19 protein-coding genes and 1 pseudogene are annotated in these 21894 nt (G+C 74.5%); 7 read left to right on the forward strand and 13 right to left on the reverse strand.

Features of this window, described 5'->3' with window-relative positions:
- Window positions 1-128: 128 nt before the first annotated feature.
- Window positions 129-1511, reverse strand: coding sequence for an FAD-dependent oxidoreductase (locus tag AB0D01_RS01410; protein WP_363052916.1), 1383 nt, complete (start codon window positions 1509-1511; stop codon window positions 129-131).
- A gap of 60 nt (window positions 1512-1571) precedes the next feature.
- Window positions 1572-2681 carry a DUF4349 domain-containing protein gene (locus AB0D01_RS01415; protein ID WP_363052917.1) on the reverse strand — a complete coding sequence of 370 codons (1110 nt, stop codon included), beginning with the start codon at window positions 2679-2681 and terminating at the stop codon, window positions 1572-1574.
- Between the two features lie 140 nt (window positions 2682-2821).
- Between AB0D01_RS01415 and hemG the strand changes: the two genes are divergently transcribed.
- A complete protein-coding gene (gene hemG / locus AB0D01_RS01420) occupies window positions 2822-4270 on the forward strand; it encodes a protoporphyrinogen oxidase (RefSeq protein ID WP_363052918.1) in 1449 nt (482 codons plus the stop codon).
- Between the two features lie 23 nt (window positions 4271-4293).
- Window positions 4294-5007 (forward strand): hydrogen peroxide-dependent heme synthase, encoded by a 714-nt coding sequence (gene hemQ, locus AB0D01_RS01425; protein ID WP_363052919.1) that lies wholly within the window; start codon window positions 4294-4296, stop codon window positions 5005-5007.
- A 105-nt stretch (window positions 5008-5112) separates the two neighbouring features.
- Here hemQ and AB0D01_RS01430 read toward each other — a convergent pair whose 3' ends face one another.
- The 6 genes and pseudogenes from AB0D01_RS01430 to AB0D01_RS01455 all read right to left on the reverse strand — a co-directional run bounded on the left by AB0D01_RS01430 (window position 5113) and on the right by AB0D01_RS01455 (window position 12694).
- On the reverse strand, window positions 5113-6765 hold the full coding sequence (locus tag AB0D01_RS01430; protein ID WP_363052920.1) for an alpha/beta fold hydrolase: 1653 nt from the start codon (window positions 6763-6765) through the stop codon (window positions 5113-5115).
- A 134-nt stretch (window positions 6766-6899) separates the two neighbouring features.
- The gene (locus AB0D01_RS01435) at window positions 6900-7913 is read right to left on the reverse strand and encodes a TIGR04222 domain-containing membrane protein (protein ID WP_363052921.1); all 1014 of its coding nucleotides are present in this window, start codon (window positions 7911-7913) and stop codon (window positions 6900-6902) included.
- Window positions 7910-9358: a DUF692 domain-containing protein gene (locus AB0D01_RS01440; RefSeq protein WP_363053044.1), complete on the reverse strand. Its 1449-nt coding sequence runs from the start codon at window positions 9356-9358 to the stop codon at window positions 7910-7912. Before AB0D01_RS01440 ends, AB0D01_RS01435 begins: the two co-directional genes overlap by 4 nt.
- 152 nt (window positions 9359-9510) lie before the next feature.
- Window positions 9511-10260: an aminoacyl-tRNA hydrolase gene (locus AB0D01_RS01445; protein WP_363052922.1), complete on the reverse strand. Its 750-nt coding sequence runs from the start codon at window positions 10258-10260 to the stop codon at window positions 9511-9513.
- Between the two features lie 186 nt (window positions 10261-10446).
- Window positions 10447-11316, reverse strand: a complete 870-nt coding sequence (locus AB0D01_RS01450; protein WP_363052923.1) for a glycosyltransferase — start codon at window positions 11314-11316, stop codon at window positions 10447-10449.
- A 17-nt stretch (window positions 11317-11333) separates the two neighbouring features.
- Window positions 11334-12694: pseudogene (locus AB0D01_RS01455) on the reverse strand (tetratricopeptide repeat protein).
- Between the two features lie 244 nt (window positions 12695-12938).
- On the opposite strand from AB0D01_RS01455, the gene AB0D01_RS01460 reads away from it, so the two are divergent.
- The 3 genes from AB0D01_RS01460 to AB0D01_RS01470 all read left to right on the forward strand — a co-directional run bounded on the left by AB0D01_RS01460 (window position 12939) and on the right by AB0D01_RS01470 (window position 15192).
- Window positions 12939-13991 carry an NAD-dependent epimerase/dehydratase family protein gene (locus tag AB0D01_RS01460; RefSeq protein ID WP_363052924.1) on the forward strand — a complete coding sequence of 351 codons (1053 nt, stop codon included), beginning with the start codon at window positions 12939-12941 and terminating at the stop codon, window positions 13989-13991.
- A gap of 34 nt (window positions 13992-14025) precedes the next feature.
- Window positions 14026-14718, forward strand: a complete 693-nt coding sequence (locus tag AB0D01_RS01465) for a transferase (RefSeq protein WP_363052925.1) — start codon at window positions 14026-14028, stop codon at window positions 14716-14718.
- A gap of 219 nt (window positions 14719-14937) precedes the next feature.
- The gene (locus tag AB0D01_RS01470; RefSeq protein ID WP_363053053.1) at window positions 14938-15192 is read left to right on the forward strand and encodes a hypothetical protein; all 255 of its coding nucleotides are present in this window, start codon (window positions 14938-14940) and stop codon (window positions 15190-15192) included.
- Between the two features lie 30 nt (window positions 15193-15222).
- Here the strand turns inward: AB0D01_RS01470 and AB0D01_RS01475 are convergent, their stop codons facing one another.
- The 5 genes from AB0D01_RS01475 to zapE form a co-directional block, all read right to left on the reverse strand.
- Window positions 15223-16119: a polysaccharide deacetylase family protein gene (locus AB0D01_RS01475; protein ID WP_363052926.1), complete on the reverse strand. Its 897-nt coding sequence runs from the start codon at window positions 16117-16119 to the stop codon at window positions 15223-15225.
- Between the two features lie 17 nt (window positions 16120-16136).
- Window positions 16137-16955: a PPK2 family polyphosphate kinase gene (locus AB0D01_RS01480; RefSeq protein WP_363053045.1), complete on the reverse strand. Its 819-nt coding sequence runs from the start codon at window positions 16953-16955 to the stop codon at window positions 16137-16139.
- 221 nt (window positions 16956-17176) lie between these two features.
- Window positions 17177-18598, reverse strand: coding sequence for an alkaline phosphatase PhoX (locus AB0D01_RS01485; RefSeq protein WP_363052927.1), 1422 nt, complete (start codon window positions 18596-18598; stop codon window positions 17177-17179).
- 178 nt (window positions 18599-18776) lie between these two features.
- Window positions 18777-19202 (reverse strand): OsmC family peroxiredoxin, encoded by a 426-nt coding sequence (locus AB0D01_RS01490; RefSeq protein ID WP_363052928.1) that lies wholly within the window; start codon window positions 19200-19202, stop codon window positions 18777-18779.
- 60 nt (window positions 19203-19262) lie between these two features.
- Window positions 19263-20369, reverse strand: coding sequence for a cell division protein ZapE (gene zapE / locus AB0D01_RS01495; protein ID WP_363052929.1), 1107 nt, complete (start codon window positions 20367-20369; stop codon window positions 19263-19265).
- Between the two features lie 36 nt (window positions 20370-20405).
- Between zapE and AB0D01_RS01500 the strand changes: the two genes are divergently transcribed.
- Both AB0D01_RS01500 and AB0D01_RS01505 read left to right on the forward strand, forming a co-directional pair.
- Window positions 20406-21188, forward strand: coding sequence for a pyrimidine reductase family protein (locus tag AB0D01_RS01500; protein WP_363052930.1), 783 nt, complete (start codon window positions 20406-20408; stop codon window positions 21186-21188).
- Between the two features lie 147 nt (window positions 21189-21335).
- A complete protein-coding gene (locus tag AB0D01_RS01505; protein WP_363052931.1) occupies window positions 21336-21803 on the forward strand; it encodes an indole-3-glycerol phosphate synthase in 468 nt (155 codons plus the stop codon).
- The last annotated feature ends 91 nt before the right edge of the window (window positions 21804-21894 follow it).

Below are 21894 nucleotides of genomic sequence, written 5' to 3' on the forward strand. Positions count from 1 at the left end.
CCCCCCCCCCCCCCCCGCCCCCCCCCCCCCCCCCCCCCCCCGCGCCCGCCCCCCCCCCCCCCCGCCCCGGCGCCCCCCCCGCGCCCCGCCCCCCCCCGGCGTCCGCGCGTCCGGCCCGGCGGGGGCGCCTACACCCCCGCCGCGCGGACCGCGGTCACCGCCTTGCGGGCCGCCACCAGGACCGGGTCCCAGACCGGGGAGAACGGCGGGGCGTAGCCCAGGTCCAGCGACACCACCTGCTCCACCGTCATCCCGGCCGTCAGCGCGACCGCCGCGACGTCCACCCGCTTCGCGGCCCCCGCGCCGCCGACGATCTGCACGCCGAGCAGCCGCCCCGTACGCCGCTCCGCCAGCATCTTCACCGTCATCTCGGCCGCGCCCGGGTAGTACCCCGCCGTGTTCGTCGAGCGGATGGTCGCCGTCACGAACCGCAGGCCCGCCTCCAGGGCGTCGCGCTCCCGCAGCCCCGTACGGGCGATCTCCAGGTCGCAGACCTTGCTGACGGCCGTGCCGACCACCCCGGGGAAGGTGGCGTAGCCGCCGCCCACGCCCGAGCCGATGACCTGGCCGTGCTTGTTGGCGTGCGTGCCGAGCGGGATGTGCCGGTTGCGGCCCGCCACCAGGTCCAGGACCTCCACGCAGTCACCGCCCGCCCAGACGTCCTCGTGGCCCCGCACCCGCATCGACAGGTCCGTCAGCAGACCGCCCGACTCGCCGAGCGGCAGCCCCGCCTCCCGCGCGAGCGCCGTACGCGGCTCCACGCCGATGCCCAGCACCACCACGTCCGCCGGGTACTCCTCCCCGGACGCGGTGGCCACCGCGCGGGCCCGACCCTCCTCGTCCGTGAGGACCTCCGTCACCTCGGCGCCGGAGACCGTACGGATCCCCATGGCGTTCATCGCGCTGTGCACCAGGCCGCCCATGTCCGGGTCCAGCGTCGACATCGGCTGCGCGCCCCGGTGCAGGACGGTCACCTCGAAGCCCCGCCCGACCAGGGCCTCCGCCATCTCGACGCCGATGTAGCCGGCGCCGACGACCACCGCCCGGCGGCCCTCCACCCGCTCCAGCGTGCCCATCAAGCGGGTGCCGTCGTCCAGCGACTGCACCCCGTGCACCCCGTGGGCCCCGATCCCGGGCAGCTTCGGACGCACCGGCCGGGCACCCGTCGCCAGGACCAGCTTGTCGTAGTCCGTCCAGGACTCGACGCCGCTGTCCAGGTCCCGGGCGCGCACCCGGCGGCCCGCCACGTCCAACTCCACGACCTCGGTGCGCATCCGCAGGTCGATGTCGCGCTCCCGGTGCTCCCGCGGCGTCCGCGCGACCAGCTCGTCGCGCTCCGCGACCTGCCCGCCGATCCAGTACGGGATCCCGCACGCCGAGTAGGAGGTGAAGTGGCCCCGCTCGAACGCGACGATGTCCAGCTCCGCCGCGCCCCTCAGCCGCCGGGCCTGCGACGCGGCGGACATCCCCGCCGCGTCGCCGCCGACCACCACCAGTCGTTCCTTCGCCATCGTCCGCCCCGTTTCCGTCCCGTGTTCGGTTACGGGGACACGCTACGGGCGGACGCGCGCTCACCCCTCCCCGTCGCCCGCGCCCCCGGCGGGCGCGGCGGACGGCGCGTCAGCGGGTGCGGCGGCGGGTGCGGGTGCGGGTGCGGCGGAGGGGGTATCGGCGGGAGGAGCGGCGGGCCCGGCTTGGCGCGGCACCCGAACCGGCCCGCGCCCCTTGCCCGGCGCCGCCGGACGCAGCCGCCGGTAGGTCCGCAAGCCCAGCAGCACCAAGACGGCCGTCAGCGCGAACGGGGCCACCGCGGCCAGCGCCAGCAGCAGGTACCGCACCAGCGTGGCGAACACCGACCAGCCGCCGCTCAGGGCGTCGCCGAGTCCCGGCTCCTTCTCCTTCTCCTCCTTCTTCTCCTGCGGCTCCGGCGCCGGCTCGGAGACCGACAGCGTGATCGTGCCCATCGCCGTCCGGTCCTTCAGCGCGGCCTGCTGGGCGAGCAGCGACTCCAGGTCGGCTTGGCGCCGGCTCAGCTCGCTCTCCAGCATCACCACGTCCGACAGGCCCGAAGCCTTCTCCATCATGTCCCGCACCCGGGCCACGCTGGCCTGCTGCGAGCGGACCCGGCTGTCGACGTCCGCGACCCTCTCGGTCACGTCCTCGGCCTCGACCTTGCGGTTCAGCAGCTTCCCGCCGCCCTCCAGGGCGGCGATCACCGCGTCGAAGCGCTCCCCGGGCACCCGCAGGGTGAGCGTCGAGCCCATCCGGCCGCCCTCGCCGCGCTCCGTCGACTCGTTGCCGACGTAGCCGCCCGCGTCCTCGGCCGCCCTACGGGCCGCCGCCAACACCTTCTGCGGCTCGGTCGTCTCGATGGACAGACTTCCCGTACGGATGACGTGCGGGCGGACCGCGACCGGCTGCTGCCCGGCCTTCGCGTCCGCCGCCGCCGAAGGGGCCGCCCCGGGAGGAGCGGCCTCGGCCGCCCCCGGCTTCGCCGCACCCTCGGCCGCGCCGGCCCCCGGCTTCGCCGCCGGCCCGGCCGCCTCGCCCCGAGGGGCGACAGCGGCCTTGTCGGAGGCGGACGTGGCCCCGTCGGCCCCGCACCCGGTCACCGCGAGCACCCCGGCGAGCGCCAGGGCCGCCAGACCCGCCGTCGAACGACGTCTGTGGAACGCGTGCATCGTGAATACCCCCCGAGGGATCGGCTGATGTCGCCGTTTCGACGTCCAGGGTCCCGTCCCGGGTTTCGCACGCACGGCATCGAGGCGGTCCCGATGAGGTCACGGTCCGGCCTCACCGAGCGGTCTGAGACGATGTGTCCATGAACGAAGCGGACATGCGTACGGATCGGCCGGCACCCGCCGGCCACGTCGTCGTCGTGGGCGGGGGGATCGCCGGCCTCGCCGCGGCCCACCGGCTGCTCGCCGACGGCCTGCGCGTGACCCTGCTGGAGGCCGCCCCCCGCCTCGGCGGCAAGCTGCGCGCGGGCGAACTCGCCGGACTGCGCGTCGACCTCGGCGCCGAATCCGTCCTCGCCCGCCGCCCCGAGGCCGTGGCCCTGGCGAAGGCCGTCGGTCTCGCCGACGCCCTCCAGGCCCCCGCCACCACCACCGCCCACCTGTGGACCCGGGGCGCCCTGCGGCCCATGCCGCGCGGCCACGTCATGGGCGTCCCCGCCGAGTCCGGCCCGCTCGCCGCCTCCGGCGTGCTCTCCCCCGAGGGACTGGCCCGCATCGACGCCGAGCGCACGCTCGACCCCGTCGAGATCGGCGAGGACGTCGCGGTCGGCGCGTACGTCGCCGCCCGCCTCGGCCACGAGGTCGTCGACCGGCTCGTGGAACCCCTCCTCGGCGGGGTCTACGCGGGCGACGCCTACCGCATCTCCCTGCGCGCCGCCGTCCCCCAGCTCTACGAGGCCGCCCGCACCCACGCCCTGCTCGGCGAGGGCGTGCGCGAGATCCAGCGGCGGGCCGCGCGCTCGCCCCAGGCCGCCGGCCCCGTCTTCGCCGGCATCGACGGCGGCATCGGCCGGCTCCCCGAGGCCGTCGCCGAGGCCTGCCGGGCCGCCGGGGCCGACCTGCGCACCGGAGCCCCCGTGCGCGAGGTCGCGCGTACACCGCACGGCTGGCGGGTCGTGACCGGCGACGAGGCCATCGAGGCCGACGGCGTCGTCCTCGCCGTCCCCGCCGAACCGGCCGCACGCCTGCTCGCCCCCCTCGCCCCGGCCGCCGCCGAGGTGCTGCGCACGGTCGAGTACGCGTCGATGGCCCTGGTCACCATGGCCTTCCGCCGCTCCGAGCTGCCCGAGTCGATCACCTCCGGCGAGGCCAGCGGGTTCCTCGTACCCCCCGTCGACGGCCGCACCATCAAGGCCTCCACCTTCTCCGGCAACAAGTGGGCCTGGGCCGGCGCCGACCCCGAACTCTTCCCGCTGCGCACCTCCGTCGGCCGACACGGCGACGAACAGGACCTGAAGCGGGACGACGGCGAACTCGTCGACGTCTCCCTCGCCGACCTCCGCGAGGCCGTCGGCCTGACCGCCCGACCGGTCGCCTCCACGGTCACCCGCTGGGACGGCGGCCTGCCCCAGTACCCCGTCGGCCACCTCGACCGCGTCGCCCGGATCCGGGACGCCGTCGCGCAGCTGCCGGGCATCGCCCTGTGCGGCGCCCTCTACGAAGGGGTCGGCATTCCGGCCTGCGTCGCCAGTGCCGGGAAGGCGGTCGACGCGGTCCTCGCCGCGATGGCCACCCCTGGCGCAGACCACTGATCAGCACACGGGACAATGGACACATGACTGCACCAGAGAAGATTCCCAACGCGGGGAAGAAGGCGAAGGACCTCAACGAGGTCATCCGCTACACCCTGTGGTCCGTCTTCAGGCTGAAGGACGTCCTGCCGGAGGACCGCGCCGGCTACGCCGACGAGGTCCAGGAGCTGTTCGACCAGCTGGCCGCCAAGGACATCACGGTCCGGGGCACCTACGACGTGTCCGGCCTGCGCGCCGACGCGGACGTCATGATCTGGTGGCACGCGGAGACCGCGGACGAGCTGCAGACCGCCTACAACCTGTTCCGCCGCACCCGCCTGGGCCGCGCGCTGGAGCCGGTGTGGTCGAACATGGCCCTGCACCGCCCCGCCGAGTTCAACAAGTCGCACATCCCGGCCTTCCTCGCCGACGAGGTCGCCCGCGACTACGTCAGCGTCTACCCGTTCGTGCGCTCCTACGACTGGTACCTGCTGCCCGACGAGGACCGTCGCCGCATGCTCGCCGACCACGGCAAGATGGCCCGCGGCTACCCCGACGTGCGCGCCAACACCGTCGCCTCCTTCTCGCTGGGCGACTACGAGTGGATGCTCGCCTTCGAGGCCGACGAGCTCTACCGCATCGTCGACCTCATGCGTCACCTGCGTGCCTCCGAGGCCCGCATGCACGTCCGCGAAGAGGTGCCCTTCTACACCGGGCGCCGCAAGTCCGTCGCCGATCTGGTGGACGGGCTCGCCTGATACCTCCCCTGGGGGGAAGGACCGGAGGACCGCAGACCAGCGGCCCCCGGTGATCGGGAGGCCCTGCCCCCGAATCGACGCAGCCGGAGACCCCGCCCCGGAAGTTCAGACGACGTGCGGCGCAAGCGCCCTGGGAGCGCTTGCCGCCCGGTCGTCCAGCGACACCGGCGCGGGCTCCGGATGCGGCGCGCACGCGACGCGCCACCCCGGAGTGGCACCCGTCAGCAGGTACCGCTCCACGTGCCCGTCCACGCAGCCGTTGCGTCCCCCCACCACACCGTGCGCCCCGGCGCCCCGCTCGGTGACCAGCGCGGCGCGCGGCCCGAGCCGCCGTTGCAGCTCCAGCGCCCCCGCGTACGGGGTCGCCCCGTCCCGCTCCGCCGCGACCACCAGGGTCCCCGCGAGCGGGGCCACATCCCCCTCCCGCGCGCCGACCGGCGTCGGCCGCTGCCGCACGGGCACCGGCCAGGACGCGCACGGCAGGTTGAGGAAGGCGTTCGCCCAGGTCTCGAAGGGTGCCCGGCGGGCCAGTTCGGTGTTGTCGCGGTCCCAGGTCTCCCAGTCGGCGGGCCACGGGGCGTCGTTGCACAGCACCGCCGTGTAGACCGCCGTCGCGTTCGCCGCCTCCCGCGCCGTGTCCGGATCGGGCGCCGCCTGGGCGACGAGCGGACCCGGATCGCCGCGCAGGAACGCGGCCAGGGCGGCCGCCCGCCGCGGCCACACGTCGTCGTAGTAGGCCGCCTGGAGGTACGCGGCGTGCAGTTCGCCCGTCCCCACGACCCCGCCCGCCGGGGTGCGGGCCACGGCCCCGCGGACCCGCTCGTAACTCTGCCGCACGGCCTCCGCGGTGGTGCCGAGCCCGTACGTGGCGTGGTGGCGGGCCGCCCAGGCCCGGAAGTCGGCCCAGCGGCGTTCGAAGGCGGGGGCCTGGTCGAGGTTGTTGCGGTACCAGACGCGGCGCGGGTCGGGGTCCACCGCGGAATCGAGGACCATGCGCCGGACCCGGTCCGGGAAGAGGGTGGCGTACACGGCCCCCAGATAGGTGCCGTACGAGGCCCCCAGGAAGGTCAACCGCCGCTCCCCGAGGGCCGCGCGCAGCACGTGCAGGTCACGGGCGTTGTCCAGGGTCGTGTAGTGCGCCAGCGCCGTCCCCGCGCGGCGCGCGCAGCCGAGGGCGTAGGCACGGGCCGCGGCCCGGCGCTCCTGCTTGTAGGCGGGGGAGGGCTCCGCCGGCACCTGGGTCGGAGGGCGGCGGCGTTCGCCCGGGTCCTCGCAGGTCAGCGGGGCGGAAGGGCCGACGCCGCGCGGGGCGTAGCCGACGAGGTCGTAGGCGGCCGCGATCCGCCTCCAGGCGGGCCGCGTCGCCAGCAGCGGGAAGTACGTCCCGGAGGCGCCCGGCCCGCCGGGGTTGTGGACCAGCGCGCCCTGACGGGCGGCCCCGTCCCGCCCGGTGGCGGGGACCCGGCTGACGGTCAGGGGGATCCAGGGGCCGTCGGGGCGGGCGTAGTCGAGCGGGACGCGCAGGGTCGCACAGCGCACGGGGAGCGGGAGGCCCTCGGCGGCGGGGCAGGGGCCGAAGGAGAGGCCCTCGCCGGCCCCGGCCCGCGCGGCGGCCTCGGCGGCGACCCGTTCGGCTCCCGCGTTCTCGACGGAGCCGAGGAGGGAGGGGCCGTCGTCCGCGCGGGCCTGTGCCGGGGCGCTCAGGGCGAGGCACAGGACCGCCGCGACGGTGCCGTGGCGTGCGAGCGTCGTCCGCATGGCGCCCCTCTCATCTCATCGACAAGTCCGATGAGATGCCGGCGGCGGCGCCCTGTACAGGTCCGCCGCCGGGTGTCGGGCGCCGTACCCCCGTTCGCCCCAACCGCGCCCGACCCGACGGGGGCGACGGAGCCTCAGGAACTGCTGGAACAGCTCGAACCGGAGCTGGAACTCGAACAGCTCGACCCGGAGCTCGACCCGGAGCAGCTCGACCCGGACGAACCGGAGCAACTCGACCCGGAGGACCCGCACCCCGAGGCCCCGCCGGAACCGCCGCCGTCGCTCGCGGCGCACCACACCACGGGGACGGCGGCGCAGGAGTCGGAGGAGCCGGACGAGCGGTGCGAGCCGTTGCCCGACCCGTATCCGCGGGCCTGGGCGGCGGCCAGCCGGGTACTGCGGGCGGCCGGTACCAACTGCTCGCGCAGGTACGGGTCGTGCAGCCCGGTCAGTCCGAACAGCGAGACCGCCGTCGAAGCGGCCGGGTCGCTCTCGTGGCGGGCCCGCATCGCCAGGAGCGCCTGCCGTCCCGCCGGGGTCAGCCGCCTTCCGACCCGCTTCGCGCACGTCGTACCGATCACGATCCCGGCGAGCAGGGCGGGGAAGACCTGGACGATGAACGGCAGCCCCGGGTCCGACTCCAGGGCCAACGCCACGAAGGTCAGCGGCAACGAGAGGGGGACCAGCAGCCCGCACACCACCGCCAGGGCGACGCCCCACCGGCGCGGGCGGCGTCCGCTGCCCGGCGGCAGCAGCAGCCCGCGCGCCGCCAGCGCGTCACCGACCGCCTGCACGGCCGGGTCCAGCATCGCGGCGTAGCGCACCTGGTAGAGCCAGCCGGACGAGGCCCGCAGGAGGGCCTCGGCCACGGCGTTCTCGGCGGGGCCGACCGTCCGCGCCCCGGTCCGCATCCGGACGATCCCGGGGCCGCCGACCGTCAGCCGGCCGTCCCCGAGCAGCGAGACGAGGGCCGCGTCGATCACGTTCCCCGGGCCGCCGACCAGGAACGCGGCCTCCGCCAGGTCGTGCAGGGCGGGGGAGGTCCCGGCCACGGCGGACCGCGAGCGGTACAGGCCGCGCAGCAGCACCGCGGCCGAGGCGATCACGCCGATCCAGATGACGGCGGCGATGACGTCGAAGGGGCTCACGCGGCCCTCCCCACCAGGGCACGGGCCCAGCGCACGATCCGCCGGGGCGGTCGGGCCCCGGAGCGGTCCCGCCACCAGGCGGTGAGCCGGCGGCGGGCCGCCGGGTCCCGCGGCAGGTCCTGGATCAGCAGGTGCTCGGCGAAGTCGAGGGCGTCGCGACGGTACCCGGCCGTCATGGGACGGTGACGGGCGTAGCCGAGGAAGGCCTCGCGGTAGGGGGCGGGGCCGCCCAGGATCCGGGGGAGTTCCGGCGCGACCTTCGCGACCACCGAGGCGCGCTTGGCGGCGAGCGCCCGCGCCTGGACGCGGACGCGCCGCCGGTCGAAGCCCTCGGGCACGGGGGTCCCCGCGACCAGGGCCGACAGCAGGGCCGCCTGCCCGAGCGCGACGCGCGTGCGCGCGGCATCGCCGACCGCGCCGGCCTCGGGGGCCCCGGCCGCCTCCGGCGTACCGCCGGTCTCGGGGGCACCGCCAGTCTCCGGCGTACCGCCAACCTCCCCCGTACCACCGGGCTCCGCCGCCTGCTCCGCGTCCTTCGCCGTGTCGGCTTCAGGATCCGCGCCGGCTTCCGGAACCGTGGCGGCAGCGCCGGACCGTCCTCGGGCGGTCGGCCGCGGGGTGTCCTTCGGTGCGGCGCCCCGGACCGTCACCACCTCGCGGATGCGGGCCAGTTCCCCGGCCAGCTCCTCCTCGGGCGGGAAGTCGTCGTCCCGCTCCAGCAGGACGCCCGGCGGGTCGACCCGGTCGCGCAGCCCCGCCAGGACGTCGAGGACCACCGGCGGCACCGGGTGCGCGTGCGTGTCGTGCCAGACCCCGTCCCGCTCCACTCCACCGGCCACGTGCACGTACGCGAGCGCCTCCAGCGGGATGCCGTCCAGTACGGCGGCGGGGTCCTCGCCCCGGTTGACCCGGTTGGTGTGCAGGTTGGCGACGTCCACGAGGAGGCGTACGCCGGTCCGCTCCACCAGCTCCGTCAGGAACTGTCCCTCGGTCAGCTCCTCCCCGGGCCAGGACAGCAGCGCGGCTATGTTCTCCAGCGCCAGCGGCACCGGCAGCGCGTCCTGCGCGATCCGGACGTTCTCGCACAGCACGTCCAGCGCGTCCCTGGTCCGGGCCACGGGCAGCAGGTGCCCCGCTTCGAGTACGGGAGAGGAGGTCCGTACGAAGGCGATGTGCTCGGTGACCAGCGGCGCCCCCAGGGCCACCGCCCGCTCGCCCAGCGCGGCCAGCTTGCCCGCGTCCGGACGGTCGGCGCCGCCCAACCCCAGCGACACCCCGTGCGGGACCACGCGCACCCCGCGCTCGCGCAACCGCAGCAGCGACTCGGGCAGGTGGCCCGGGCAGACGTTCTCCGCCACCACCTCGACCCAGTCCAGGCCGTCGAGCCGCTCGACCGCGTCCGCGATCTCCGGCCGCCAGCCGATCCCCACCCCCAGGCGTTCCATGGGCTTCATGTCCCCCTCGCCCCCTCTCACTGTTCCTGTGCCGGTGTCATCGCCCCGACCTGGTCGGGCCAACCGTGAGGAGGGGACGTTCAGAGCAACATTTGAGGTTCCGGGCCCCGGGGCCGTCTCACCTGGCGGTCCGCCCGGGTCGCTCAGAGCCGGGCGCGCAGGGCGGGGTGGTCCGAGACCACCGTGCAGGAGCCCGGAGCGATCTCCGTGAACCCGGCGTCCCGCACCACCGGGAGCCCGCTCCCGCTCAGCTCGGCCCACCGCTCGCGCGGGGCGGTGCGCACCACCAGGCGGAAGCCGTCGGCCAGCCACGCCCGGCGCTCGGCGCCGGTCAGTTCCCACCACGCCAACTGCGCGGCGTGCCCGGCCTGGGCCATCGCCTTGCCCGCCGACATGTCGAGGTCCGGGTTCAGCCACAGCACCGGCAGCCCCGCCGGCGCCTGCGCGACCGGCTCCGGGTCGTCCAGGTCGGTGCCCGACACCTGGAGCTTGGCCAGCTCCTTGGGCCAGCCGTCGAGCGGGACCGGCGGGAAGACCCGTACCTCCGCGGCCTCGCCGTGCACGGTGACGCCGGCCAGCGCGCCCGCCTTGCGCCACTCCGCGCCGCGCGCCCGCCGCACCACCTTGCGGATCCGGGCGTCCTGCCAGTCCCGCACCGCGGCGGCCCACTCGCCCTCGCCGCGCGCCCGCTCGTCCGTCAGCAGCACCAGCACCGCGCGGGCCGCCGTCTCCAGGGCGTCCGTCCGGGCCGGCGGCGCGTCCTTCTCGATGCGCACGACCAGCGGCAGCACGAACTGCGGGGCCTCGTCGCGGATCGCGTGCTCCTGCCGGAACGGGCTGTCCGCCCCCACGGCGGGTACGTCTCGGGTGTCATGCGTGTGCCGGGTGCTCATCCCACCAAGGATGCCAGGCTCCACCCTGAGGAGGATGTCGAGGGGGCGGCGGCCCGGCGAGGATCGACGGCATGAAGAGTGACCTTTTCGACGCACGCGCCGTGTCCCCCGCAAGTCGTGCCGTATAGGGGCCCGTCTGAGTAGGTGGGGCCGGCACGACCAGATCCTGGCCGTCGGCGGCGGCGATCAGATGACCGGGGGTCGGCCCAACTGGGTCATCCGCCATACAGTCCGCCAGCGCATGGGTCGCCTTGGCGGGCAGGGCACCCGTACGCCTTCGAAGAATCCGGCCCACCAGGCGGCCAGGCCGGACAGCGGGGGTCGCTGCGCGAGCGTGTACGCGGCCCAGGTCGCGAGGTAGACCGGGATCAGGACTGCGGGCAGGTGCCGTTTGGCCAGCCAGACGCGGTTCCGGCCGGTGTTGCGGTAGTAGACCGCGTGCCGGGACGCCTCGGTGCGGGGGTGCTGGAGCACCATGTCCGCCCGGTAGTCGATCTCCCAGCCGGCGTCGAGCGCCCGCCAGGCGAAATCGGTCTCCTCGTGGGCGTAGAAGAACTGGACGGGGAAGTCGCCGACCTGGTCGATCACGGTCATGCGGATGGCGTGGCCGCCGCCGAGGAACGTGGTCACCGGTCCGGACACCATGGGGTCCTTGCCGCCCAGACGGGGGACGTGCCTGCGCTGACTCGTCCCGCTCTCGTCCGCGATCCGGAAGCCCGCGACCCCGAGGCGGGGCCTTGTGGCGAACGCTTCGCGGACCAGGCGGAAGGTGTCGGTGCGGGGCAGCAGGCCGTCGTCGTCCAGGACCACGACGACGTCCACGCCGCCGCGCTCGCGCAGCCAGGCCACGCCGGCGTTCCGGCCACCGGGGATGCCCAGGTTCTCCGGCAACTCCACGCCGTCCACGCCGTCCGGGAGTGGCGGGAGCTTCACGCCCTGGCCGAGGACCACGACGGTCGCCGGATCGCCTTCCTGGGCTGCCACCGAGGCCAGCAGGGCCCCCAGTTCTGCGGGCCGGTCGCCCATGGTGAGGACCACAACCCCGATCTTCGGCATTCTGGTGTTCGTTCCTTTCACGCCTGGTTGTTGAGCAGTTCGGTGGCGCGCTGGTTCAGGCTCGCCGCGCCGTTCACGCCGCGCCGGCGGTAGCGGGCCGCAGCTGCCTGGATTTCCCGGACCGCCTTCCGGTTGCGGTCGGAGACCACACCGCCCATGAAGTCCAGGGACTTCGCCCACAGGCCCACGGCTTCCTCGTGCCGGTGTTGCCCTGCCACCGAGCGTCCCAGGTTGGCCATGGTCAGTCCGTGCTTGAGCTGGTAGGCGCCCGGGGTTCGGCCCTCAAGGGCCCGCCGGTAGTGCCGTTCGGCCGCCGCGTGATCGTTCATCGCGGTGAGGGTCTTGCCCATGTGCGACGAGACCGTGGCTGCCACCGGTCCCGAGGCCGCAGCGTAGGCGGTGACTGGGTCCCGGGTGTCTGTCACGGCATCCTCAGCGGCCAGAAGCGCCCGTGCCGCCCTGGCTCTCTGGCCGTCGGCCCCGTACGCGCGGGCGCACGTCACCAGCAGCAGGGCCTCGGTCTGCCGGTCGACCTTCCCCACGGCCCTGCCCAGGGCGGCTTCGGCCAGCTCCGGACAAGAGCGGGGGTGGCCCAGGTCGAGGGCCTGATGGGTCAGGGCCCGCATCATCCACGCGGCATGACCCCTCGGGTCGGCCTCACAGGCCAGCTGGTAGCCCAGCAGGTAGTACCGCTGTGCGGCGCCCTCCCGGCCGAGGTCGTGGTGTTTCCAGCCGACCAGGCAAGCCAGCTGGGCCGCCGCCGCGAACGCCTCGGACCGGACCGTGGCGGAGGGGAACCGCGCGGTGAGCATCGGTGCGACGGTGTCGGTCAGATAGGCGGTGACGGTGGTCAGGCCGTGACCGCCGCCGAGGCGTTCGTCCGCGCTCCGGAACGACTCGGTCAGCTGTCGGACCGTGATCACCTCGGTCGGGCCGACGCTGCCGCCGGTCTCGGCGGCTCGGAGCGCAGCGGCAACCGCTTCGTGGTCGTAGGCCAGAGGCAGGTCGACGGCGGCGGCGGTGAACGCGGCGCCGAGGAAGTCGCGGCGACGTTGCATGACGGACCTCCCGAGATCGGCGATGGCGGCCAGTGGATCGGCTTCCAGGACGCCACCGATGACAGCGGAGCCTAGACCGATCTCGGCGACCGTCACCCGCCGCTTCGTCCGTCTCGTCAGGGCCTCGGCAACGTAGAACGGCGTCTGGCCGGAGGGCGTACCCCTGCAACCCAGTAGGCGACGGCCGACGGCCCGGTACTCAACCGCTGGCCGGCCTCGGCCGCCACAGAGCGGATCTCCCTGGCAAGCGCGTAGTACGTGGCTCCGGACTCGGCGATCACGTCCGCCAACGCATCGTTCGGTGTCCGGTCCCCTGCCATTACCGGCCCCCTCGGAAGCGATCTTGAACGGGTTGAACGGGTTACCACTTCGCCCACGGTACTCACTTTCCGTGCTGGGGCGTTGACTGTTCATCAGCCCGCCCGGGGCTGCACCACCGCTCCTTCCGGTGGAGCCCACCCCTGCCCCGGGCGGTGCCCTCCGCTGTGGCGGGGAGGGGCGGCCCCAAGCCGGTCCCGTCGCAACCTCCCCGTCGATCCTTCCGCCGAATCCGAGGAGACCACCGTGACGTTGACCGACGCCGACCTGTCCGCCGCCCTCGCCGGCTCAACCGTGGTGGTCACCGGGGGCGGGGGCCTGGTCGGCTCCCGCATCACCGCCCGACTTCGCGTGGCCGGGGCCCGCGTGATCGCCGTGGGCAAGCTCGACGCCTACCCCGCCGCCGTCTACGCCGACCTGTTCGGCGTGCACACCACCGACCGGGACACCATCGTGGGCGACATCGCCGACGCGACCCTGATGGACCACGTCATCAGGGAGGCCGACTACGTGATCCACGCCGCCGCCGTCGCCGATGTGGCCGCCTGCACCCGCAACCCCATGGCCGCGATCCAGACCAACGTCACCGGCACCCAGGTCCTCCTGGACGCCGTCCGCCGCCGCAACGCCCGGGTACGCCGGTTCGTGTTCGTCTCCTCGGCGGCCGTCTACGGCAACGGCGACCCCAAGCGACACGACGTGCAGACCTGGCACGAGGACCGGCCCCTGGCCCCGCTCTCCGTCTACGCGAACACGAAGGCGTGGGGGGAGGCCCAGACCGCGCTGGTGCTGGGCAAGGCCAACGTCTCCCACACCGCGGTCCGGTACTTCTCCGTCTACGGCGAACCCCAGACCGTCAAGGAGGGATCGCACTCCTGGGTGGTCGCCTGGATGGCGATGCGCGCGAAGCTCGGCCTCCCTCTGCACTTGAACGGCGGCGGCCGGCAGGTCCGCGACTTCGTCCACGTCGAAGACATCGCCGAAGCCACCATCAGGGCCATGCTCGCCCCCGGCGCCGACCGGCAGATCCTGAACGTCGGCACCGGCCAGGCCACGTCCATCGCCGACGTGGCTCACCTCATCCGCCGCCACTACCCCGAAGCCGAGTTCCAGGACCGGCCGCTTCCCGAGGGCGACCCGCTCGGCGGGACGGCCGGCACGGCCCGCATGACCGCCGCCCTGGACTGGGAGTCCCGGATTACGGTGGCCGAGGGCGTGGCCCGCTACGTCGCCTGGCTCGACAACACCCCCGCCGCCCTGCCCGACTTCCTGCGCCGTGAGGCCGCCGAAGCCGCCTGAGACTCCCGCCCCGACGACCATCAGGAGCAAGCAGGTGCCCGAGACCATCCGTATCGGTGACTACGTCCGCAGCCCCGCAGCGTCCGGCCTGGACGCCACCGGCTACGCGAAGATCAGCGAGTTCGAGCTGTCCGACTTCCTCACCCGCTGGGACGCCCTCCACGACGACGCCCTACAGGTTGTGCCCGAGCGGATCCATCCCACCGCCCAGATCCACCCCACCGCGATCATCGGCGAAGACGCCATCATCGGGCCGGGGGTCCGCGTCCATGAGTTCTCGACCGTCCGCAAGCGGTCCGTCCTCGCCGCCGGCGTATCGGTGGGCTTCGGGTGCGAAGTGACCCACTCCCTCGTGGGGGAGAACACCGTCCTCGGCCACCAGGTCGGCGTCGGGCACTCCATCATCGGGACCGACGCCCACCTGTCCGCGAACCTCGTGATCGCGGCGATCAGCTTGTGGAACCACGACATGCGCGTGCCCGTCAAGGAGATCGTCCTGCACGGCCCCGGCGACGAACCGCCCTACCGGTGCACCACGTCCCGGTTCGGCGGCCTGATCGGCGACCACGTCCAGACCGGCAGCATGATCACCCTCGGCCCCGGCATCGCCGTGGGCCGGCACTCGACCATCGCCGCGAGCGTCTGCATGGGCAGCGCCATCGTCCCCGCCGGCAGCGTCGTGCGGTCTTCCTCGCCCGAGGTGGTCATCGAGCCCCGCCGGATCTGACCGCCGTCCCCGCCTGTGGGCCTCGGGCCGGCGGGGCCGTGCCCACTCTGCCCGCACCGCGGCGAAGCAGCCCGAGGCCGGTGCCCGGGTCCGGGAGATCCTCGCGCAGCGGCCGGCGGGGCCTGACCGCCCCGGTGCGCGAAGGAGTCCCCACCAGAACCCAAGACCTGGTGGGGCACCTTCTGCTGACCTGGGAGGTTCCCGACTAGGCTCGGGGGTATGGAACGCGAGCGCGCACCGGAGCACCGTCCCGCCGAGCCGGCCGGACACGCGGGGTCCGAGGCCACCGAGCCGGCGGACGCGGCCTCGTACTGTCCCGCGCCCGCCGTACCGGCCGGGCGGGTGCCCGGTCCGCCGTACGCCGACTGCGTGGAGTGCGGCGAACCCACCGAGTACGGGGTCGCCACTGCGGGCGTGGTGCTGTGCCCGGTCTGCGAGTGGCAGGACGCGCAGCGCTCCGCCTGCTCGGGCTGACGCGACGGCCCCCTCCCGCGGCCGGCCCGGCTACTTCCCGATCAGCTCGGACACCTTCGCGAACCGGTAGCCGCGCTTGCGCAGTTCCGGGACGATCTTCCGGACGGCCTCCTCGGTGACGGGCGCCGCGCTGCGCGTGCAGTGCATGACGACCACCGAGCCGGGTTTCACCCCGGCCAGCACCTGCTGCGCCACGGCGTCGGGGTCCTTGGCGAAGGCGTCTCCGCTGACCACGTCCCACTGGACCGCGGTGACCTTGGCTGCGGAGACGGCCCGCAGCGCCCGGTCGTCGTAGCAGCCGCCGGGGAAGCGGAAGTAGGGGACCGTGTTGACGGCCCCGGCCGTGCGGAACGCGGCGAAGGCCCGGTCGACGTCGGCCCGCGCGGCCTCGTCGTCCAGGGCGGGCAGCCCGTAGCAGGGGGAGGTGAAGGCGTGGTGGCTGTAGGAGTGGTTGGCGATCTCGAAGTTCGGGTCGGTGCCGATGGCCTTCGCCTGGTCCGGGTACTCCTCCGCCCAGCGGCCCGTCATGAAGACGGTCGACGGCACCTGGAGCCGGCGCAGGGTGGCGATCAGGTCCGGGTTGTCGAACCTCTCGCCCGAGGCGGCGCGGGGGCCCTGATCGGAGGTCATGTCGGCGTCGAAGGTCAGCGCCACGACCTTGTCGGTCTGCGCGCGGGCCCGCTCGAAGACGGGGGTCAGGCCGTTCGGGCCGGGGGCCATGGTCGGCGCCCTGCCCGGGGCGCCGGGGCGCGGGGAGACGGGCGCGGCGGCGGACGGGGAGGCCGGGGCGGAGCCCGGTGCGGAGGCCGCCGGCTTGCCGATGCGTGCCTGGCCGCCGTCCTGCGACGTACCGGTGCCGCCCCCGCATCCCGCGAGGGCGGCACTGAGCGCGGCCACGGCCGCCACTTTGCGTACAGAAAGGGTCACGTACGCAAAATATATGACTATGTGGCAAGCAGACGTTTACGGCACTCGGCGACGTCGAAGTCGCCCGGCGGGTACTTCGGGCCGATCTCCTCCAGGTGCTCCAGCAGGAGGGTGCCGACCGCCCAGTCGCGGTACCACTTGTGGTCCGCCGGGACGACGTACCAGGGCGCCGCCTCCGTGGAACACCTCTCCAGCGCCACCGCGTACGCCTCCTGGTACGCGGGCCACCTGCCGCGGTCCTCGATGTCGCCCGGAGCGAACTTCCAGTGCTTCTCCGGGTCGTCCAACCGCTTCAGCAGCCGCTCGCGCTGCTCCTCCCGGCCGATGTGCAGGAACACCTTGACCACGGTCACGCCGTCGTCGACGAGGGACCTCTCGAAGAGGTTGATCTCCTCGTAGCGCCGCTCCAGCCGCTCGCGCGGCACCAGCTCGCGGACCCGGGCGACGAGGACGTCCTCGTAGTGCGAACGGTCGAAGATGCCGATCTCGCCCGCGCGGGGGAGCGCTCGCATGATCCGCCAGAGGAAGGGGTGGTCCCGCTCCTCGGGCGTGGGCGCCTTGAAGGCCGTGATCCGGCAGCCGGACGGGTTGAGCAGGCCGATCACGTGCTTGACCGTGCCGCCCTTGCCGGAGGTGTCCATGCCCTGGAGGACCAGCAGCAGCCGACGCCGGTCCCCGCCCGTGCTCGCCGCGTACAGCCGTTCCTGGAGCGAGGCCAGCCGACCGGCCGCCGCGGCGGTGGCAGCGACCCCGGCCGCCTTGTCGGCGGGGCCGCCGGGGAGGGAGTCGGTCCGGTAGGAGCCGAGGTCCACGCGCGCCCCGGGCGCCACCCGCAGCGATGCCCGGAGCGGGCCCTGAGGGCCGGCGCCGCGCTCCGCGTGCTCCCGTTCCCCGCCCCGTCGCGAGGTGTCGCTCTTCTTCGCCACCGCCGGCCACCCGCCTCCGTCGATCCCGTCCGCCGCCCTTCGATCCTCCACCGGATCGAAGGGGGCCGCGACGCGGCGAGGCGGCCACGGTCATGGTCAGGGCCGCGGTCAGGGGCGCGGTCGAGGCCCGCTCACCGCCAGGGCCCCGTCACCGCGAAGGTCGTCCCGGGGGCGTAGGCGTTGACGTACAGGGTCCGCCGGTCCGGGGAGAAGGTCACCCCCGCGAACTCCCCCCACTCCGCCGCCCCCGGCCCGCCGATGTCCTGCGCGTTGCGGGCGACCGGGTAGACCTCGCCGTGCGGGGTCACCCCGAAGACGTACTGCTCCCCGCCGCCGTCCTCGCACACCATCAGCCCGCCGTCGGGCGCCAGGCAGATGTTGTCGGGGGAGTCCCCCGGCAGCCGGACGTCCGAGGACGGGCCGAAGCGGACGTCCAGCCGCAGCCGGGAGCGCAGCGGGTCGAGGAACCAGACCTGCCCGTGGTGGTCGGCGCCGGCCCCCTCGGCCGCGCGCGCGAAGCTGGAGACGAAGTACACCCCCGTGCCGCCCCAGTAGCAGCCCTCCAGCTTCTGGGCGTGCGTGATCCCGCCCGGCCCGAAGTCCTGGAACCGGATCGGCGTCCCGGCGGCCGACGGATCGGGTACGGGCACCCACTCGACGGGGAACTCCGCCCCCGGCTCGTCCACCACGGACAGGTCGGGGAGACCGGGCACCCGCAGCGCCTCCAGCCGCCCCCCGGCCCGCAGCGAGCCGGGGCCGCCGAGGGGGCGCGCGGGCAGGAAGCGGTAGAAGAGGCCGAAGGGGCGCACGAAGGCGTCCTCGGTCTCGTAGACCACACCGCGGTACGGGTCCACGGCGACGGCCTCGTGGGCGAAGCGCCCTAGCGCCGTCAGCGGGACCGCGCCCAGTCGGTGGGGGTCGGCGGGGTCCACCTCGAAGACGTGGCCGTGGTCCCGGGCGTACCCGTCGGTGCCCGCCCGGTCCTCGGTCTCCTCGCAGCTCAGCCACGTGTTCCAAGGGGTGCGGCCACCCGCGCAGTTGACGGCGGTACCGGCGAGGGCCACCCGCTCGACGCGGACCCCGCCCGCCGCGTCCAGCTCCAGCACGGTGCAACCGCCCCGGGCCGCCGGGTCGTACGTGAGCCCCTCCACGGCCGGCACCCGCAGCGCGGCGCCGACGCGGTTCTCGTGGTTGCGCACCAGACGGACCCGGCCCTCGCCCGCGTCGAACGCGGCCATGCCGTCGCAGTTGGCCGGTACGGGGCCCTCGCCCGAGCGCAGCGGGTCCCCGGCGCGCGACAGGACCCGGTACGAGAACCCCTCGGGCAGGTCGAGCAGCCCGCGCGGATCGGGCCGCAGGGGCCCGTAGCCCCCGAACCCGCCGGCCGCCGACCCGGCCGCCGACCCGGCCGCCGACCCGGGCGGGGCGCCGGGCGCCGGCCCCGCGGGGGGCACGGCCGCGCGGCTGCCCGCCGTCCCGGCGAACAGGGCGCCGAGCGCTCCGCTGAAGGCGATCGTGCCGGCCGCGAGCAGGCTGCGTCGGGTGACGGACATCGGCAACTCCCCGGTGGGCGACTGGAGATGACCGGCCCGTGGTACCACGCGGGACGGGCGCGGGCCCCGCGACGCGAGCGCCGTCGAGGCGGCCTCACCCGGTCCGTCACCCCACCGGGCCCCCGCACGACACGTGCGGGGGCCCGGTGGGGTGGACGGAACGCCGCCGATCGGAGGATCAGGCGAGTTCGGCGCTCAGGGTGATCGTCGTACCGGTCAGCGCCTGGCTCACCGGGCAGTTCTTCTTGGCGTCCTCGGCGGCGGCGGCGAAACCGGCCTCGTCCAGACCCGGGACCTCGCCCTTGACGGTCAGGTGGATGCCGGTGATGCCCTCACCCGGCTGGAAGGTGACGTCGGCCTTGGTCTCCAGGCGGGTGGGCGGGGTGCCCGCGCCGGCGAGACCGTGGGAGAGGGCCATCGAGAAGCAGCTGGAGTGGGCGGCGGCGATCAGCTCTTCCGGGCTGGTCTTGCCGTTCGCGGCCTCGGCACGGGAGGGCCAGGAGACGTCGTACGAGCCGATGCCCGAGGAGTCGAGGCTGACGACGCCCTTGCCCTCCAGCAGGTTGCCTTCCCAGACGGTGTGCGCGTGACGCGTGGTGGCCATGGTGATCCCTTCGCAGACGTGGAAACGGCCGGGCCCAAGGAGCGCCCGGCCGTCCCAAACCTACTGGGCCACCAGGGGTTTCGCGTCGCGCGCGAGCGCGGTGAGCCGCGATATCGCGCGGAAGTACTTCTTCCGATAGCCGCCGTTGAGCATTTCTTCACTGAAGAGCCGGTCGAAGGGGACCCCGGAGGCGAGGACGGGGACCTCGCGGTCGTACAGCCGGTCGGCGAGCACGACCAGGCGCAGTGCGGTCGACTGGTCCGGCACCGGGACGACGTCGGTCAGGCAGACCGCCGCTATCCCGTCCGCGAGGGCGCCGTAGCGGCTCGGGTGGACCTTCGCCAGGTGCTCCAGCAGTCCGGGGAAGTCGTCGAGGCTCGCGCCGGCGGTGGCGTACGCGGCCTTCGCGACCTGCTCGTCGGAGAAGGGCGCCGGCGCCTCGGGCAGGCCGCGGTGGCGGTAGTCCTGGCCGTCGATGCGCAGCGGGCGGAAGTGCGAGGACAGGCCCTGGATCTCCCGCAGGAAGTCGGCGGCCGCGAACCGGCCCTCGCCGAGCTTGCCGGGCAGGGTGTTGGAGGTGGCGGCGAGGGCCACGCCCTGCTCCACGAGGCGGCTGAGCAGGGAGGAGACGAGGACGGTGTCGCCCGGGTCGTCCAGCTCGAACTCGTCGATGCACAGCAGGCGGTGTCCGCCGAGGGTCTGGACGGTCTGCTGGAAGCCGAGGGCGCCGACCAGGTTCGTGAGCTCCACGAAGGTGCCGAAGGCCTTGAGGGCGGGCTCGGCGGGGGTGGCGTGCCACAGGGAGGCCAGCAGGTGGGTCTTGCCGACGCCGTAGCCGCCGTCGAGGTAGACGCCCCGGGGGCCGGCGGCGGGCGCGGCGGGCTTGCGGGAGAACCAGCGGCGCTTGGCGGGACCGCCGGCGTGCGCGCCGCCGAGCCCGGCGGCGAAGTCGGCGAGGACGGTGACGGCCTCGGCCTGGCTGGGCTGCGCGGGGTCCGGGTTGTAGGTGTCGAAGCGGACCGAGTCGAAGCGGGGCGGCGGCACCATCTCGGCCACCAGCCGTTCGGCGGGTACGCGCGGCTCGCGGGCGCACAGGGCCTGCGGACCCGCGTCGGCTATCGGGGGCCGCCCGGAGGCGGGACCGGGGGTGGAGAGAGAGGTCGACACAGCTCTTAACTCTACGGGGCGTGTCAGACTGCACCGATGCGCCGCCTGTTCCCTGTGACCGATCAGACATCCGCCCCGTCCCGGGACCTGACCGACCGCGCGTGGTCGTTCGACGAGCTCGCGGAGGCCTACGCCTATCCGCCGCTCGCCCCCGACGCCCACTGGCTGCGGGCGAACATGGTCTCCACGCTCGACGGCGCCGCGCAGCACGACGGGCGCTCCCAGCCCATCTCGGGCGAGACCGACATGCGGATCTTCGGCACCCTGCGGGCGCTGGCCGACGTGGTCGTGGTGGGCGCGGAAACGGTTCGCCAGGAGGGGTACCGCCCGGCCCGTGCCCGGGAGGCCTTCGCGGCCCGCCGCGAGGCCGCCGGGCAGGGTCCGGCGGCGGCCATCGCCGTGGTCACCGCCGGCCTGGACCTGGACTTCGGCCTGCCGCTGTTCACCTCCCCGCTGGTGCCCACGCTCGTGCTCACCGGCTCCGGCGCCCCCGCGGACCGGGTGGCCGAGGCCCGCGCGGCCGGGGTCGAGGTGGTGGTGGCCGGCGAGGGTTCCGCGGTGGACCCGCTGCGGGCCGTACGGGAGCTGGCGGCGCGGGGGCTGCGCCGGCAGCTGACGGAGGGCGGTCCCCGGCTGCTGGGCCAGTTCGTGGCGGCCGACGCGCTGGACGAGCTGTGCCTGACGATCTCCCCGACCCTGACGGCCGGCGACGCGCAGCGGATCGCCGGCGGGCCGTCCGTCACGGTTCCGCACCGGCTCGCGCCGGCCTGCGTACTGGAAGAGGCCGGGTTCCTCTTCACGAGCTACCGTCGGATCTGAAGAGAGGCGGAATTTGTCGTTCCGCTTCGCTTCCGGTGGGCACATTCCTGGGCACATATATCTGCGCAGGCCCCGCGTCACAGCGGGGCAGGATGGTTTCCGCCGGGGCCGGCCGACCCGCCCCGGCGCACGAAGGAGAGGGCGTCCGTGTTCACGAGCGTATTGATGATCGAGCAGCCGCTGACCACGGTCGACGTGGACTTCGTCACCACCCTGCACGGAGACGACCGGGTCTCGTTCGTCGTCCTCATGCAACCCAGGGGCGACCAGGACCGACTGCTCCGCGCCATCGACGACGTCGCGCTCGGCGAACTGCCCGAAGCACTCCACGAGGCCGACGTGCCCGAGGGCGACGCCGCCCGCGGCCCCGCCGCCCAGGCCCTCGAACACTCCCTCGCCGCCCTGCGCAAGAAGGGCGCCACGGCCGTCGGACACCTCGTCGAGAACCATCCCCTCGACAAACTCAAGGCCGTCGTCGACGAGACCGCGGCCGACGAGGTGATCGTCCTGACCGCCCCCCACTTCGTCGAGGAGTTCTTCCACCGGGACTGGGCCTCCCGCGCCCGGCACAAGGTCGGGGTTCCCGTGCTCAAACTGTTCGCCCACAACGAATAGGCTGGGCGGGCACAGCCCCGCACGACGCACCACGCGGCACGCACGACCACACGCAGCACCCGCAGCACGCACGACACCACGTAGTACGCAC

Source organism: Streptomyces sp. NPDC048606 (genome assembly GCF_040650855.1).
In the GTDB taxonomy this organism is placed as follows: Bacteria; Actinomycetota; Actinomycetes; order Streptomycetales; family Streptomycetaceae; genus Streptomyces.

Coding starts and splice junctions, on each gene's coding strand:
- AB0D01_RS01410 (WP_363052916.1), bottom strand. CDS start 1,511: ATGGCGAAGGAACGACTGGTGGTGGTCGGCGGCGACGCGGCGGGGATG.
- AB0D01_RS01415 (WP_363052917.1), bottom strand. CDS start 2,681: ATGCACGCGTTCCACAGACGTCGTTCGACGGCGGGTCTGGCGGCCCTG.
- hemG (WP_363052918.1), top strand. CDS start 2,822: ATGAACGAAGCGGACATGCGTACGGATCGGCCGGCACCCGCCGGCCAC.
- hemQ (WP_363052919.1), top strand. CDS start 4,294: ATGACTGCACCAGAGAAGATTCCCAACGCGGGGAAGAAGGCGAAGGAC.
- AB0D01_RS01430 (WP_363052920.1), bottom strand. CDS start 6,765: ATGCGGACGACGCTCGCACGCCACGGCACCGTCGCGGCGGTCCTGTGC.
- AB0D01_RS01440 (WP_363053044.1), bottom strand. CDS start 9,358: ATGGAACGCCTGGGGGTGGGGATCGGCTGGCGGCCGGAGATCGCGGAC.
- AB0D01_RS01445 (WP_363052922.1), bottom strand. CDS start 10,260: ATGAGCACCCGGCACACGCATGACACCCGAGACGTACCCGCCGTGGGG.
- AB0D01_RS01450 (WP_363052923.1), bottom strand. CDS start 11,316: ATGCCGAAGATCGGGGTTGTGGTCCTCACCATGGGCGACCGGCCCGCA.
- AB0D01_RS01470 (WP_363053053.1), top strand. CDS start 14,938: ATGGAACGCGAGCGCGCACCGGAGCACCGTCCCGCCGAGCCGGCCGGA.
- AB0D01_RS01485 (WP_363052927.1), bottom strand. CDS start 18,598: ATGTCCGTCACCCGACGCAGCCTGCTCGCGGCCGGCACGATCGCCTTC.
- AB0D01_RS01490 (WP_363052928.1), bottom strand. CDS start 19,202: ATGGCCACCACGCGTCACGCGCACACCGTCTGGGAAGGCAACCTGCTG.
- AB0D01_RS01500 (WP_363052930.1), top strand. CDS start 20,406: ATGCGCCGCCTGTTCCCTGTGACCGATCAGACATCCGCCCCGTCCCGG.